14 protein-coding genes, 1 tRNA gene and 1 other RNA gene are annotated in these 14,026 nt (G+C 72.6%); 5 read left to right on the forward strand and 11 right to left on the reverse strand.

Annotated features, from left to right (window positions below; translation table 11 throughout):
- Positions 1-27: 27 nt before the first annotated feature.
- Positions 28-732 (forward strand): hypothetical protein, encoded by a 705-nt coding sequence (locus tag ACFWIC_RS32990; RefSeq protein ID WP_380520711.1) that lies wholly within the window; start codon positions 28-30, stop codon positions 730-732.
- Between the two features lie 13 nt (positions 733-745).
- Here the strand turns inward: ACFWIC_RS32990 and ACFWIC_RS32995 are convergent, their stop codons facing one another.
- The 10 genes from ACFWIC_RS32995 to ffs all read right to left on the reverse strand — a co-directional run bounded on the left by ACFWIC_RS32995 (position 746) and on the right by ffs (position 11,678).
- A complete protein-coding gene (locus ACFWIC_RS32995; RefSeq protein ID WP_380520712.1) occupies positions 746-1,594 on the reverse strand; it encodes an SURF1 family protein in 849 nt (282 codons plus the stop codon).
- A 253-nt stretch (positions 1,595-1,847) separates the two neighbouring features.
- Positions 1,848-3,170, reverse strand: coding sequence for a hypothetical protein (locus ACFWIC_RS33000; protein WP_380520713.1), 1,323 nt, complete (start codon positions 3,168-3,170; stop codon positions 1,848-1,850).
- A 331-nt stretch (positions 3,171-3,501) separates the two neighbouring features.
- On the reverse strand, positions 3,502-4,047 hold the full coding sequence (locus ACFWIC_RS33005) for a SigE family RNA polymerase sigma factor (protein WP_329883836.1): 546 nt from the start codon (positions 4,045-4,047) through the stop codon (positions 3,502-3,504).
- A 346-nt stretch (positions 4,048-4,393) separates the two neighbouring features.
- Positions 4,394-5,446 (reverse strand): aspartate-semialdehyde dehydrogenase, encoded by a 1,053-nt coding sequence (locus tag ACFWIC_RS33010; RefSeq protein ID WP_355401100.1) that lies wholly within the window; start codon positions 5,444-5,446, stop codon positions 4,394-4,396.
- Positions 5,443-6,723, reverse strand: coding sequence for an aspartate kinase (locus ACFWIC_RS33015; RefSeq protein ID WP_329883834.1), 1,281 nt, complete (start codon positions 6,721-6,723; stop codon positions 5,443-5,445). Before ACFWIC_RS33015 ends, ACFWIC_RS33010 begins: the two co-directional genes overlap by 4 nt.
- A 412-nt stretch (positions 6,724-7,135) precedes the next feature.
- Complete coding sequence (locus ACFWIC_RS33020) at positions 7,136-7,846, reverse strand: DUF5063 domain-containing protein (RefSeq protein ID WP_329883832.1); 711 nt, start codon at positions 7,844-7,846, stop codon at positions 7,136-7,138.
- A complete protein-coding gene (gene recR, locus ACFWIC_RS33025; protein WP_329883870.1) occupies positions 7,839-8,438 on the reverse strand; it encodes a recombination mediator RecR in 600 nt (199 codons plus the stop codon). Before recR ends, ACFWIC_RS33020 begins: the two co-directional genes overlap by 8 nt.
- 388 nt (positions 8,439-8,826) lie before the next feature.
- Positions 8,827-9,168, reverse strand: coding sequence for a YbaB/EbfC family nucleoid-associated protein (locus ACFWIC_RS33030; RefSeq protein WP_329883831.1), 342 nt, complete (start codon positions 9,166-9,168; stop codon positions 8,827-8,829).
- A gap of 72 nt (positions 9,169-9,240) precedes the next feature.
- On the reverse strand, positions 9,241-11,493 hold the full coding sequence (locus ACFWIC_RS33035) for a DNA polymerase III subunit gamma and tau (RefSeq protein WP_380520714.1): 2,253 nt from the start codon (positions 11,491-11,493) through the stop codon (positions 9,241-9,243).
- Positions 11,494-11,581: 88 nt separating this feature from the next.
- An RNA gene (gene ffs, locus ACFWIC_RS33040) (signal recognition particle sRNA small type) lies at positions 11,582-11,678 on the reverse strand.
- Positions 11,679-11,808: 130 nt separating this feature from the next.
- Between ffs and ACFWIC_RS33045 the strand changes: the two genes are divergently transcribed.
- The 4 genes from ACFWIC_RS33045 (at position 11,809) to ACFWIC_RS33060 (ending at position 13,212) form a co-directional block, all read left to right on the forward strand.
- A tRNA-Ser gene (locus ACFWIC_RS33045) sits at positions 11,809-11,893 on the forward strand.
- Between the two features lie 144 nt (positions 11,894-12,037).
- Positions 12,038-12,160 (forward strand): hypothetical protein, encoded by a 123-nt coding sequence (locus ACFWIC_RS33050; RefSeq protein WP_329949072.1) that lies wholly within the window; start codon positions 12,038-12,040, stop codon positions 12,158-12,160.
- A 237-nt stretch (positions 12,161-12,397) separates the two neighbouring features.
- Positions 12,398-12,859 (forward strand): prevent-host-death family protein, encoded by a 462-nt coding sequence (locus tag ACFWIC_RS33055; RefSeq protein ID WP_329883828.1) that lies wholly within the window; start codon positions 12,398-12,400, stop codon positions 12,857-12,859.
- 161 nt (positions 12,860-13,020) lie between these two features.
- Positions 13,021-13,212, forward strand: a complete 192-nt coding sequence (locus ACFWIC_RS33060; protein ID WP_329883827.1) for a hypothetical protein — start codon at positions 13,021-13,023, stop codon at positions 13,210-13,212.
- Positions 13,213-13,499: 287 nt separating this feature from the next.
- On the opposite strand, the gene ACFWIC_RS33065 is transcribed toward ACFWIC_RS33060, so the two are convergent.
- On the reverse strand, positions 13,500-14,026 hold a 527-nt coding region (locus ACFWIC_RS33065), incomplete at its 5' end, for an IS30 family transposase (RefSeq protein ID WP_380520715.1).

A 14,026-nucleotide genomic window follows, 5' to 3' on the forward strand; every position in this document is an offset into this window, starting at 1 on the left:
GACGGAGGAGAGGGACGGGGGGAACGTGTGAGACGCCTGCTGGCGATCATGGGGGTGGGGGTGGCCGGGGCCCTGGTGCTCACCGGCTGCTCGGGTCAGGACGGCGACGACGGGAGCGGGGGCGGGGGGTCGGCCTGCCCGCCGCCCGCCTCCTCACCGTCCTCCTCACCGACGACCACGAGTTCGCCGACGGCCCCGTCCAAGGCCACGGCGACCGTGGCCGCCGCCGCGGCCGTCGTGGTGCGGGCGGCCTTCCGCACGGCCGAGCTCGGCGCAGCCGAACGCGGCCCGGAGGGCGCTGCGGGGTCCGTGGCGACTTCAGTGGCAGGGTCCGTGGCGCCGTCCGTGGCGTCGACCGTGGCGGAGGGCGCGCCGCACGGCGGCACGGTGCTGCTGGCCAAGTCGGGCTCCTCCGGCTCCAAGAGCTCGTCGGGTTCCAAGAGCTCGTCCGGCTCGAAGGGCTCCAAGAGCGGCCGCAAGGCCCGCCACCACACCGACACCTACGACTCGGACGACGACAACGCCGGCGGGAACGGCAGTGGCAGCAGCCGGCGGTGCGACAACCCGCCGCCGACCGTTTCGCCGTCCCCGTCGGCCATGTCGTCAGGCCCGTCGGCTCCGCCCGCTCCGCCCGCTCCGTCCGGGGCGCCGACCCCGTCCGCACCGGTGGTGCCGAGCGCACCCGCAGCTCCGTCCAAGCCCGTCGTGCCGCCGGTGAAGCCCACGCGCTGAGCCGGCCGTCCGGTCAGTCGAGGACCGGGTCCAGTCCCAGGGCCCGGTCCTGCTCGGCCTCGGCCTCGCGGCGCAGCAGGCGGAACCACATGAACACCACGAAGCCGCCGAAGACGAACCACTCCAGCGTGTAGCCCAGGTTCTGGAACGCCCGCAGGCTCAGTCCGTTGCCGCCCTGCGGCTGCACCGTCGGCACCGGGGTCAGCCCGGCCGGCGCGTCGTCGGCGGACACCCAGCCGTCGTACCAGCCCTCGTAGGAGAGCTTGTTGACCAGGGCGGCCCGGTTGATCGTGCCGAGCTGTCCCTCCGGGAGCCCGCCGGCCACCGCACCGCCGCTGCCGCTGGTCTCGCCGGCCTGCAGCCGGCCGGTCACCGTCACCTCGCCGGCGGGCGCGGCACCGGCGGCCGTGGTCGTGGTCGTGGAATCCGCGACCGTGGAGGCGCCGGCGGGCATTCCGGTGGCGGGCACCGCGGCAGCCGGTGTCCCGGCCGCCCAGCCGCGGACCACCGCGACGGTCCGCCCGTCCGGCGTGCGCAGCGGGGTCAGCACGTAGTAGCCCTGCTTGCCGTCCAACACCCGGTTGGGCACGAGCAGTTGGTGTTCCAGGTCGAAGGTGCCGGTCACCGTCACGGCCTGGCCGACGGTGTCCGTGGTGACCTGCGGCCGGTCGGCGCCGAGCACCTCACCGAGCGGCCGGGAAGCACCCGCGTCGTTCACCGACCGGCTGATCTCCTCCTGCGAGGCGACCTTGTCCTCGAACCGACCGAGCTGCCAGGAGCCGAGCCAGACGCACACCGCGACGGCCGCGACGGCCAACGCGGTGCCGCTCAGCCAGCGCGGGGTGAGGAGGAACCGGTACACACCCCCACGGTAACCACTCCTCACACGCCGCCCGACCCCAGGCCCCCCGCCCGGCCCGGACACCACCCCCCGGAGCGGAAAGTCGGACCGGCCGACGCCCCCCGCCGCGAGGCCCCGCCGGTCCGTGCCGCAGCCGCCCAGGACGCCGTCGTGCGCCCCCTCGCCGGTCCCCTACTCCCCTACTCCTGATGCTTCCTCTCACCACTGCCCGGCGCCCGGCCCCGCGTGCGGCGCCCCGGGACCGCCCCCGCACTCACCCCGACGAGGGCGAGGCGCTCGGAGCCGGGAGCGCCGACGGAAGCGGGTCGGGCGCGGTGCGGTAGACCGTGCCCGCGCAGACGCCCGGGAGGACGGCGACGGACGCGGGCGGGTTGCCCGGCGCCGGGGTGTAGGCCAGCGTGACGCTCGTCAACGGCTTGCCGGGCCCGGCCGTCGAGGTGGCCGACGGACTCGGCGCACCGGTCGACGGGAGTGTCGTCGCAGCGCTCGGCGGCGGCTCCGCGCCCGTCCCCGCGGTGAAGCCGGCCTCCGGGGCCGACCCGGTGGACAGGCGCGGCCCGCTCGTCGATCCGGTCGGGCCGGCGCTCAGCAGGCCGGGACCCGTCCCGCCGCTCGCACCCGCGCCCGCGTCCGTTCCCGCACCGCCGCTCGCGCCGCCGGCCGATCCCGGCGCCGCAGCGGTGCCCGCGCCCGGCCCAGGAGCGGCGCCGCCACCCGCCGTACCGCCGGCCGTCGCGCTGCCGGTGCTGCCGCCGGTGGCTCCGCCCGTCGTGCTCTGCCCGGGGCCGGCGGAGGCGCTCGGCGAGGTCGTCCCGCCGGGCGTCGGGCAGCCGACGGCGTCCGGCACCCACCCGAAGTCCACCCGGTACCCGGCCCGGGGCGCGAGCACGAGACCGTCGGTGCCGCCGCCCGTCCCCGCCGCGGGATCCGTCGAGCGCGCGGGCAGCCCGGTCGCCGGACCGCCCGCCGTGTGATCGGCGATCCGGATCCGCCCGGACTCCGTCCCGACGGTGCCGGTGACCGTGACCGAACCGGGCCCGCCGAGCCGGCAGCTGTGCGCGGACGTGTTGGTCACCGTGAAGTACCCGTAGATCCGGCCGTCGGGGTCGGCCGTACCGACCTGGGCGGTGCCCTGCCCGAGATCGCCTCGGGTGCAGAGCGGCATCGGCCCGCTCTCGCCGCCGGTGCCGGTGGCGGCGGCCGGGGCCGAGGTCCCGGCCGCCGGCCGGGTGGTGCTCGCGCCGGCACTCGGCGAGGTCCCGGCGGTGCCGGACGGGCTGCCCGGCGAGGTGGGCGTGCTCACGTCGGGGGCCGGCGGCAGGCTCGGCCACACGATGCCTCCACCGGGTGCGGTCCCCGAGGAGGTCGACGAGGCGGTGCCGCCGTGTGCGTTGGGCGAGCCGGGGCCGCCGGAGAGACCGAGGTGTTCGTCGTCGTGCAGGGTCGGCAGCAGGACGGAGACGACGGCGGCCAGCGCGGCGGCGCCGGTCCAGGCGCCCCGGCGCGCGGCCCGTCTGCGCGGCACCGCCCGGCGGATGTGCTGCAGGCCGCCGGGCGCGGGCTGGACCTCGGCCACGGCCCGTTGCATCAGCGCCCGGACGAGTCGTTCCTCCGAGCCGAGCGGATCGACCTCGCCGTCGTCGGCTCCGGCTCCGGTCTCGGCCCCGGCTCCGGCCCCGGCCCCGGTTAGGGCTCCGGCTCCGGTTAGGGCCCCGGCCCCGGCTCCGGTTAGGGCTCCGGCTCCGGCTCCTGCCCCTGCGAACCCCCGGAACCCGCCCGGGGCGCCGAATACTCCCGCGCTCCCAGGCCCTGCCGTACCTCCCGGACCTCGGTCTCTGCCGCCCGGTCCTCTCCCCGCCCCCGGACCACCGTCGGAGGGGGCCCGTTCACCGGACACCCGATCGTCCTCAGCCATGCCCGGCCTCCATCTGGACCCGCAGCGCGGCGATCCCGCGTGAGCCGTACGCCTTCACCGACCCCAGCGAGATGCCCAGGGTCTCGGCGACCTGCGCCTCCGTCATGTCCACGAAGTAGCGCAGCACCAGTACCTCCCGCTGACGGCGTTGCAGACCCCGTAACGCGGCCTTCAACTGGTCGCGTTCCAGCGCATCGTAGGCCCCTTCTTCTGCACTGGCCATGTCAGGCATGGGCTTCTGAAGCAGCCTCAGTCCGAGAATCCTGCGCCGCAGCGTCGAGCGGGACAGGTTGACCACCGTCTGCCGCAGGTAGGCGAGGGTCTTCTCGGGCTCACGCACCCGCCGCCGGGCCGCGTGCACCCGGATGAACGCCTCCTGCACCACGTCCTCACAGGTGGAGAGGTCGTCGAGGAGCAGCGCGGCCAGCCGCAGCAGGGAGCGGTAGTGCGCCTGGTAGGTCTCGGTGAGCAGGTCCTCGCTGGTCCCCGCGGTGGTGCCCGCGCCGGAGTCAGCGGCGCCGGATGCGACTACCGTCATCTGGCTTTCTACCGGCCTATCCGCCGGCCACTGGGCGCGCGGCGGGAACGTCACCGCGGCCGTTGCCGAGATGCCCGCCCCTGCCCCCACCATCACGTTCGCCACGCCCGTTGGACACTCGATCCCCTGTCATGGTTGCCCAGCCCGGCGGACATTCTTCCGCATCGGGCGGAGCCCCCTCCAGGGGATTCGGCGAGGATTCCTCAAGCGGTCCGCGAACAAACTGCGTAGACGCCGGCTGAGGAGCGGCAGCCCCGGCCGTCGCGAGAGGCCCCGGACGCGGTCCCGGGTGCGGTCCCGGACGCGGTCCCGGCGGGCCGTCGGACGACGGGACCGCCGACCCGGCTCACAGGCCGAGTTCCCCCGCGACCAGTTCGGCGATCTGCAGCGCGTTCAGCGCCGAGCCCTTGCGCAGGTTGTCCCCGCAGAGGAAGAGGTCCAGCGCGGTCGGGTCGTCCAGCGCCCGGCGTACCCGGCCCACCCACACCGGGTCGGTGCCGACGACGTCGTTCGGCGTAGGGAACTCGCCCGCCGCCGGATCGTCGTAGAGCACCACGCCGGGGGCGTCCCGGAGGATCTCCTGGGCGTGCTCCTGGGTGACCTCCCGCTCGAACACCGCGTGCACGGCGACCGCGTGGGTGCGCACCACCGGGATGCGGACGCAGGTGGCGGAGACCCTGAGCGCGGACAGGCCGAGGATCTTGCGGGACTCGTCCCGCACCGTGCGCTCCTCGGAGGACCAGCCGCCGTCGGTCAGCGTGCCGGCCCACGGCACCGCGTTGAGCGCGAGCGGGGCGGCGAACGGGCCGTGGTCGGCGATCACGGCCCGCAGGTCGCCGGTCTGTTCGCCGACCTCGGTACCGGCCACCTGCGCGAGCTGCCCGCGCAGCGCGTCGGCGCCGGCCCGGCCCACGCCGGAGGCGGCCTGGTAGGAGGAGACGACCAGCGCGGCGAGCCCGTACTCGGCGTGCAGCGCACCGACCGCCGCGATCATCGTCAGCGTGGTGGAGTCGGGGCTGGCCACGATGCCGCGCGTACGCAGTCGCACCGCCGCCGCGTTGACCTCGGGCACGACCAGCGGAACGTCCTCGTCCAGGCGGAAGGCCCCGGAGTTGTCGACGACCACGACGCCCTTGGCGGCCGCGATCGGCGCCCACCGGGCGGAGACGTCCGCGGGCACGTCGAACACCGCGACGTCGATCCCGTCGAAGCACTCCTCGGTGAGCGGGAGCACCTCCGCGAGCTCCCCGCGCACGGTCTGCTTGCGGCCGGCCGAGCGCGGGGAGGCGACGAGACGGATCTCGCCCCAGATGTCCTGACGGAGGGAGAGCAGGCCGAGGAGCACCTCACCGACCGCGCCGGTGGACCCGACGACGGCGAGGTTCGGCCGCCGGGTCATCGCCCGGTGCCTCCGTAGACGACGGCCTCGTCCGTGTCGCTGTCCAGCCCGAAGGCGCTGTGGACGGCGCGCACGGCCGCGTTGACGTCCTCGGCGCGGGTGACCACCGAGATGCGGATCTCCGAGGTGGAGATCAGCTCGATGTTGACCCCGGCGGCGGAGAGCGCCTCGAAGAAGGTCGCGGTGACGCCCGGGTTGGAGCGCATGCCCGCACCGACGAGCGAGATCTTGCCGATCGCGTCGTCGTAGCGGAGCGACTCGTAGCCGATGCCTTCCTTGACCCGGTCGAGCGCGTCGATGGCCTTCTGGCCCTCGGCCTTCGGCAGGGTGAACGAGATGTCGGTCAGACCGGTCGACGCGGCGGAGACGTTCTGCACCACCATGTCGATGTTGACCTCTGCGTCGGCGATCGCGCGGAAGATGCGCGCCGCCTCGCCCGGCTTGTCGGGCACGCCTACGACCGTGACCTTGGCCTCGGACGTGTCGTGGGCGACTCCGGAGATGATGGCCTGCTCCATCTCGCCCCCTTCGGGCTGGTGCGGGTTGTCGTTGCTGACGATCGTCCCGGGAAGGCCCGAGAAGGACGAGCGTACGTGAATCGGGATGTTGTAGCGGCGCGCGTACTCCACACAGCGGTCGAGCAGCACCTTGGAGCCGGACGAGGCCAGCTCCAGCATGTCCTCGTACGCCAGCCAGTCGATCTTGCGGGCCTTCTTCACCACGCGCGGGTCGGCGGTGAACACGCCGTCCACGTCGGTGTAGATCTCGCAGACCTCGGCCCTGAGGGCCGCGGCGAGGGCGACGGCCGTGGTGTCGGAGCCGCCGCGGCCGAGCGTGGTGATGTCCTTGCTCGACTGCGAGACACCCTGGAAGCCGGCCACGATCGCGATGTTGCCCTCGTCCAGGGCGGTGCGGATGCGGCCCGGCGTCACGTCGATGATGCGCGCCTTGTTGTGGACGGAGTCGGTGATGACACCGGCCTGGCTGCCTGTGAAGGACTGGGCCTCGTGACCCAGGGATTTGATCGCCATGGCCAGCAGAGCCATGGAGATGCGCTCTCCAGCGGTCAGCAGCATGTCGAACTCGCGGCCGGCGGGGAGAGGTGACACCTGCTCCGCGAGTTCGATGAGCTCGTCCGTCGTGTCGCCCATCGCGGACACCACGACGACGACCTCATGGCCGGCCTTCTTGGCGTCAACGATTCGACGGGCCACGCGCTTGATGCCCTCGGCATCCGCAACGGATGAGCCGCCGTACTTCTGCACGACAAGGCCCACGTGCGCTCCTCGACTTGTGTCGTTTCCGGGGGCGCTCGGCCCCCGCACCCCCGGGTGGCGGGGGTGGTGCGGTCCGCGCCAGTCTACCGAGCAGGGGTGCGACACCTGCCGGTTTCCATATGATGAGACACACGTTTCAGCAGGTGAGCGGCGGTTCGGGCGGGGCCACGGGCAGGTCTGCGGGGTATCCCGCACCGCCCCGCAGAATCGGCGGGCAAACGGTCGGCAGCCCCGGGGTTTTCTCTTCGACGGAAAACCCTGAGGTCTGCGTCACAGTGCGTGCCGACCCCCGCCGACCCCTGCCGGAACGTTCCCCGGACACGTTCCAGGGACCCCGACCCGTCCCGGAGCCCCGCCGGGGCCCGCTCCCGGGGCTCCCGGCGGGGGCCCCTGGCGGGGACTCCTGGCGGGTTCAGCGCCCGATCCCCAGCTCGGCCGCCATGAGGTCGCCGGCCTGCTGTTCGAGCTGCTCGTCGGTGAGCCCGTCGTTGTCGGTGTCCGCACCGTCCGGCGCCGCCCCGATCGGGCTGTCCAGCCGGACGTGCGCGATCAGCGACTGCAGCGCCCGCAGCACCGCCGTGCAGGTCGTGCCCCAGTTGGACAGGTAGGAGAACTGCCACCACCAGAGCGCCTCGCTGACCCGCCCCTCGCGGTAGTGGGTGAGCCCGTGCTGGAGCTCGCTCACCACCCCGGCGAGGTCGTCCGAGATCCGGAACGCGCTCGGCTTCTCCGGCGGCCCGTACGGGTCGAAGACCTCGTGGTAGACGTCGATCGGCGCAAGCAGGGCGGCCAGCCGCTCCCGCAGCTGCTCGCCGTCCGGCTCCGGCCCCGTGTCGGGCTCGAACCGGTCCTCCGGCACGACGTCCTCGATCGCGCCCAGCCGGCCGCCGGCCAGCAGCAGCTGCGAGACCTCCAACAGGAGGAGGGAGACCGCGCTGCCGGGCTCGTCGCCCTTGGCCACCTCGGTGACGGCGAGCACGAAGCTCTCCACCGAGTCCGCGATCTGCACCGCGAAGTCGTCCGGCTCCGAGCCGTGCGCGTGCGTGTGCCAGCTGTGCCGGTCCTGCTCCGGTCCGGCCTGGTGGGGCGTGTGGGGCTGCTGGTTGATGGTCCGGTCAGACATCGAGCAGTCGTCTCCCTTCGAAGGCGCGACCGAGTGTGACCTCGTCCGCGTACTCCAGATCCCCGCCGACGGGCAGGCCGCTCGCCAGCCGGGTCACCCTCAGACCCATCGGCTTGCAGAGCCGGGCCAGATAGGTGGCGGTCGCCTCCCCCTCCAGGTTGGGGTCGGTGGCCAGGATCAGCTCGGTGACCGTGCCGTCCGCGAGCCGCGCCAGCAGCTCCCGGATCCGCAGGTCGTCCGGGCCGACGCCCTCGATCGGGCTGATCGCGCCGCCCAGTACGTGGTAGCGGCCACGGAACTCACGGGTGCGCTCGATGGCGACCACGTCCTTGGACTCCTCGACCACGCAGATGACGGCGAGGTCGCGCCGCGGGTCGAGACAGACCCGGCACCGCTCGGCCTCCGCGACGTTGCCGCAGACGGCGCAGAACCGGACCTTGTCCTTGACCTCCAGCAGCGCGTGCGCCAGCCGGCGCACGTCGACGGGGTCGGCCTGCAGGACGTGGAAGGCGATCCGCTGGGCGCTCTTGGGCCCGACGCCGGGCAGCCTGCCCAGTTCGTCGATCAGGTCCTGAACCACGCCCTCGTACAACGTCGCGCCTTCCCTCAGGTGGAACGGTGGCACCCGCGCGGGGTGCTCCGGTGCCATCATCCAACGAATCGGGCGTCGGGCACACCGCCCGACGCCCGTCTCCCGCATAAATCACACAGGTCCGTTGTCTGAACTACAGATCTCCGGGGCCCCGAGAACCGTCCCGAAGCCCTCCTACCGGCCGGTCGAGAGCCCTCCGCCGGCCGCCGGGGAGCTCCCTCGTACCGACACGTACCGATTCGTCCCGACCGCCCGGCACTGCCCGAACGGCCCGGCCGTCCGGGCGGAACCGGGCCGGGGCTTGCCGGCCCTGGCCCTGTCCCTGTGCGTGTGCGTGTATCTGTCCCTCTGCCTGTGTCTGTCCCGCTGCCTGTCCCTGAACCGACGATCAGAACGGCAGGCCGGGGATGCCGCCGCCGCCGAGGCCCTGGGTCAGCGGGCCCATCCGCTCGGCCTGCATCTTCTGCGCCGACTGGTTCGCGTCACGGACCGCGGCCAGGACCAGGTCGGCCAGGGTCTCGGTGTCCTCCGGGTCCACGGCGGCCGGGGCGATGGTCAGCGCCACCAGCTCACCGGCACCGGTCACCGTCGCCTCGACCAGGCCGCCGCCCGCCGAACCGGTCACCTTCGCCTCGGCCAGCTCCTGCTGGGCCTGGGCGAGATCCTGCTGCATCTTCTGCGCCTGCTTGAGCAGCGCCTGCATGTTGGGCTGGCCACCACCGGGGAACACGGCTCACTCCTTGCGTTCGGTCCTGCGTTCTGTGTGCGTCCTCGCCCCGAGCCTACGTGCTGCCCGGTCGGCTCAGCCGCCGCTGTGCCGGATCTCCTCCAGCACCGTCGCACCCAGCTCCCGGACGATCAGATCCTGGCCGGAGAAGGCCTCCTCGTTGAGGTCCGGGTCGTCCTCCTCCGGGATGTCGTCCTCCGGGGCCACCGCCTGCACCGGACGCGCCGGGGCGGCCTGGGGCGGAGGTGCCTGGACCGGTGACGGCCTCGGCGTGACCGGCATCGCCTGGGGCGCGGCCACCGGCGCAGGCGCCGGTACGGGAGCGGCCACGGGCGCCGGCGCGACGGGCGCCGCAGGGGGCGCGGACGCCGCCGGACGCGCCGGTGCAGCTCCCCAGCCACCACCACCGCCGGCACCACCGCCCGCACCACCGCCAGCACCGCCACCGAAGCCGCCCGAGGGACCACCACCGGGGGTCCCTCCGACTCCGCCCGAGGGGTCGACGATGCACTCGACCCGCCAGTCCACCCCGAGCGCGTCCGCCAGCGCCTGGCGCAGCACGTCGTCGCTGTTGCTGCTGACGAAGCTGTCCCGCGCGCCGGCGTTGATGAACGAGACCTGGAGCACGCTGCCGTCGAACCCGGCGACCTGGCCGTTCTGGCTCAGCAGGATCCAGGTGAACCGGCGCCGGTTCTTCACCGCCTCCAGGATCTGCGGCCAGAGCTGCCGGACCTGCCCGGCGCCCTGCTGCGCCGCCGCCGACGGCTGCCCACCGGCCGCCGCAGGTGCGGGCGCCGGGGCGGGCTGCTGCGGCTGCTGCGCGGGGGCAGCGGGCGCGGGGGCAGCGGCCGGGGCGGGAGCGGACGCCTCACCGGCCGGCGAGAAGCTCCGCTTGATCGGCCACGCCCCGGGCGCGGAAGCGGCCGGAGCCGCCGGCGCCGCAGGTGCGGCGGGCGCGGCGGGCGCGGGTACCGGAGCGGGCGCCTGCGGCACGTACTCCACCGCCGGGGCCGCCACCTGCTGGACCTCGGGCACCGCCGCCACCGGAGGAGCCGTCCCGCCGGCCGCGATCCCGCCGCCCTCACCGACGCCGATCGCCCCGAGAGCTCCGAGGCCGGCGACACCGGGACCACCCAAACCACCCGGACCACCGCCGGCGAACCCGCCGGCCGCCGCCCGGCGCTCCAGCTTGTCCAGCCGCGCCTGCAACGACAGCTCGTCGCTGTACGCGCCCGGCAGCATCACCCGGGCACAGATCAGCTCCAGCTGGAGCCGGGGCGCCGCGTTCCCGCGCATCTCCGTCAGTCCGGTGTTGACGATGTCCGCCGCCCGGCTCAGCTCGGCCGCGCCGAACGAGTCCGCCTGCGCCTGCATCACCGCCACCCGGTCCGCCGGGGCGTCGAGCAGACCCTTCTCCCCCGCGTCCGGCACCGTGGCGAGGATCACGAGATCCCGCAGCCGCTCCAGCAGGTCCGTGACGAAGCGACGCGGATCGTTCCCGCCCTCGACCACCCGGTCGACGGCCTGGAACACCGTCGCCCCGTCGTGCGCGGCAATGGCGTCGACCACCTCGTCCAACAGCGCCGAGTCGGTGTACCCGAGCAGCGCGGTGGCCATCCGGTACGTCACACCGCCCTCGGTGGCACCGGCCAGCAGCTGGTCCATCACCGACATCGAGTCACGCACCGACCCGGCGCCGGCCCGTACGACCAGCGGGAACACCGAGTCCTCGACCTGGATCTCCTCCCGGCCGCACACCTCCGCCAGGTAGTCGCGCAGCGTGCCGGGCGGCACCAGCCGGAACGGGTAGTGGTGCGTCCGGGACCGGATCGTCCCGATCACCTTCTCCGGCTCCGTGGTCGCGAAGATGAACTTGAGGTGCTCCGGCGGCTCCTCCACCACCTTCAGCAGCGCGTTGAAGCCGGCCGGGGTCACCATGTGTGCCTCGTCCAGGATGAAGATCTTGTACCGGCTGTGCACCGGGGCGAAGAACGCCCGCTCCCGCAGCTCGCGCGCGTCGTCCACACCACCGTGCGAGGCCGCGTCGATCTCGATCACGTCGATCGACCCGGGCCCGCCCGTGGCGAGGTCCCGGCAGGACTGGCACTCACCGCACGGCGTCGGCGTCGGGCCCTGCTCACAGTTGAGGCAGCGGGCCAGGATGCGCGCGCTGGTCGTCTTCCCGCAGCCGCGCGGGCCGCTGAACAGGTAGGCGTGGTTGACCCTGTTGTTGCGCAGGGCCTGCTGGAGCGGAGCGGTCACGTGCTCCTGACCGATGACCTCCGCGAAGGTCTCGGGGCGATAGCGGCGGTACAGGGCTAGGGACACACCACCGACGATATCGGGACGGACGGACAAACGCGTCGCCCCTCGACCCGCCCCGGCCCCGCCCGTGCCCACCGGACTCCCCCGGGAACGCAAAGACCCCCCGTGCACCCGTCAGAGCCCTCTTACCCTTGCTGCCTTCCGGCCCTGGGGGGGTTCAGAGAGATAACGCCACACGAGGGGCTGCCCCCAACACTACCGGATCCCGGGCCCACCCCTCCACCACCACCCCCTCCCCTCATCCGCAGGCCACCCCTCGCCCCCACCTACGAGATACGTGGTCGCGACCACCCCTGAACATGTACTAAGCTCTCCCACGGAGGATTCGCCTAGTGGCCTAGGGCGCACGCTTGGAAAGCGTGTTGGGGGCAACCCCTCACGAGTTCGAATCTCGTATCCTCCGCCGGCAGAAGGCCCGGACCGCTCAGCGGTCCGGGCCTTCGTCGTTCCCGGCTCCGGGTGCCGCGCCGGAGGCACGGGCAGAATCACGAGGGCAACAGCCGCCCCGAGCCCAGACGAGGCGGACGGCGAGCATTCGGGCGACAGCATGCCGAAGATCCCAAAGGCCGACGCGTGGGCCAGCGCCGCCGTGAACGCGGTGCGCGCACTCCCCATGGAGCACGATCACGTCGTCCAGACGCCGGTCATCGACCGGGCGAAGGCCCGGTGACTGCTCCGACCGGGCCGGCAACAGCGGTTCGATCCGGGCTCATAGCTCGTCGTCCACGATCCACGGCTTGCTGCTCACACCATCATGAACGGACGAATCGTCACACCGGCAACGCCCACCGGCAACAATTCACAAGATCGTGTTACAAGTCCATGCAGGCACCCCCGAGGGGCGAACGGCGATTTCGACATCTGCAATCAGTTGACTTCGGAACGTATTCCGAAGTAACATCACGACATGTCCACTCTCACCGTGTCGTTCTCCGACCTGTCGAAGAACTCCAAGCGCGTCGCGGACAGTGTCGAACAGGCACAGCGCATTCACGTCACACGCCGCGACGGCGAGGACCTGTACCTGACCACGGAGCGCCACGACCGTCAGCGCGAAGAGACCGCCGACGTCACCGCACGACTGTTCGCAGCGCTGATCACCAGCAGCGAGGGCGCTCGCGCCGTCCTCCTCGCGCTCCCCGAGGTCTTCCCGTGGACCCGCCACCTGTCGGCCGAAGAGGTCCGGGAGTTTATCGTCGACCTCGTGAACGCCACTCGCGACGTGGTGGAGCTGGACGTCCACGCCAATCTGCACAGAGTGATCGTCGAGTGGCGCGCCACAGCCCGAATCCTGGCGGATCCGGAACTGGCTGCGCAGCTCACCGAACTGCTTCCCGGTGACGACCACGGCGAGGTTCCCAACCCATGAGCCCCAAACGCGGCGACGACGTCCCACCACCGCCGATCGGCAGCGAATGGCGGCTACGGTTCGCCACCAATGAGGCGGCCAAGGGGTGGGGCGATCTCTGCTCCGAAGCTCCCGGGAATACACGACGCTGCTTCGAAGCCCTTCGCACCGACCCCATGTCCATGGGCGACCCTGATCGGCAGCACCGGCTTCGGGGGCGTCTGGCGGCTCGCACCCTCGGAGGGAGCGAGCTGCCGCAGTGGGAGTACGAGGTGACCGCCGGCGGGCGCGTGCGCTACCTCGTCGACGAGCCAGGGCGGACCGTACATCTCGTCTACGCCTCGCCCCGGCACCCCAAAGACACGGACAGCTGACCAAGCACGAGGTGGACGATCCAGCTGCAGGTGCCAGGTAGCGTGGTCTCAGTTCTGGTCTCATTCATCGCCGTCCGGCTGGTTCGACCGCCACCCGACGGTTCGCTCCGGCGCAGGTCAGAACAGGTCTGAACCCCGGCAGACGGCGTTCGGGAGAATTGGAAAGCGTGTTGGGGGCAACCCCTCACGAGTCCGAATCTCGTGTCCTCCGCCTCTGCCGGCCATGGCAGCACGAAGGCCCCGACCGCCCAGCTTGGGTTCTGGGGGTCGTCGCAACACCACGTGGTTTAGGTGGTGAGTAGATCACGTAGACGCTCGGCTGGGGTATTCCAGCCGAGCGTCTTGCGTGGGCGGCCGTTGAGTTCCTGGGCGACGTGTTCGAGGTCTTCGGGGCTGTGCGGGCTCAGGTCGGTTCCCTTCGGGAAGTACTGCCGCAGGAGCCCGTTGGTGTTCTCGTTCGAGCCGCGTTGCCAGGGTGAGGCGGGGTCGCAGAAGTAGACGGGCATTCCGGTGGCCATGGTGAACTGCCTGTGGCGTGCCATCTCGCTGCCCTGGTCCCAGGTGAGGGAGCCGCGCAGGTGGGCCGGCAGGGTCCGGACGGTGCGGACGAGGCCGTCGCGAACGGTCTCGGCGTCGTGGGCTCCGCCCGGCAGGCGGACCAGCATCGTGTAACGGGTGCTTCGTTCGACCAGGGTGGCGATGGCGGAACGCCCGCCCGCGCCGATGATCAGTCGGGTAGCGGGGACGCATTGCTGCGTCCCCGCCCCCTCAGAACCGTGCAAGCAGCTGTTCACCGCACACGGCTCAAGCAAGC

The organism is Kitasatospora sp. NPDC127035 (assembly GCF_042726075.1).
In the GTDB taxonomy this organism is placed as follows: domain Bacteria; phylum Actinomycetota; class Actinomycetes; order Streptomycetales; family Streptomycetaceae; genus Kitasatospora.

Coding starts and splice junctions, on each gene's coding strand:
- ACFWIC_RS33005 (WP_329883836.1), bottom strand. CDS start 4,047: ATGACGGTAGTCGCATCCGGCGCCGCTGACTCCGGCGCGGGCACCACC.
- ACFWIC_RS33010 (WP_355401100.1), bottom strand. CDS start 5,446: ATGACCCGGCGGCCGAACCTCGCCGTCGTCGGGTCCACCGGCGCGGTC.
- ACFWIC_RS33020 (WP_329883832.1), bottom strand. CDS start 7,846: ATGTCTGACCGGACCATCAACCAGCAGCCCCACACGCCCCACCAGGCC.
- ACFWIC_RS33050 (WP_329949072.1), top strand. CDS start 12,038: ATGCCGAAGATCCCAAAGGCCGACGCGTGGGCCAGCGCCGCCGTGAAC.
- ACFWIC_RS33055 (WP_329883828.1), top strand. CDS start 12,398: ATGTCCACTCTCACCGTGTCGTTCTCCGACCTGTCGAAGAACTCCAAG.
- ACFWIC_RS33060 (WP_329883827.1), top strand. CDS start 13,021: ATGGGCGACCCTGATCGGCAGCACCGGCTTCGGGGGCGTCTGGCGGCT.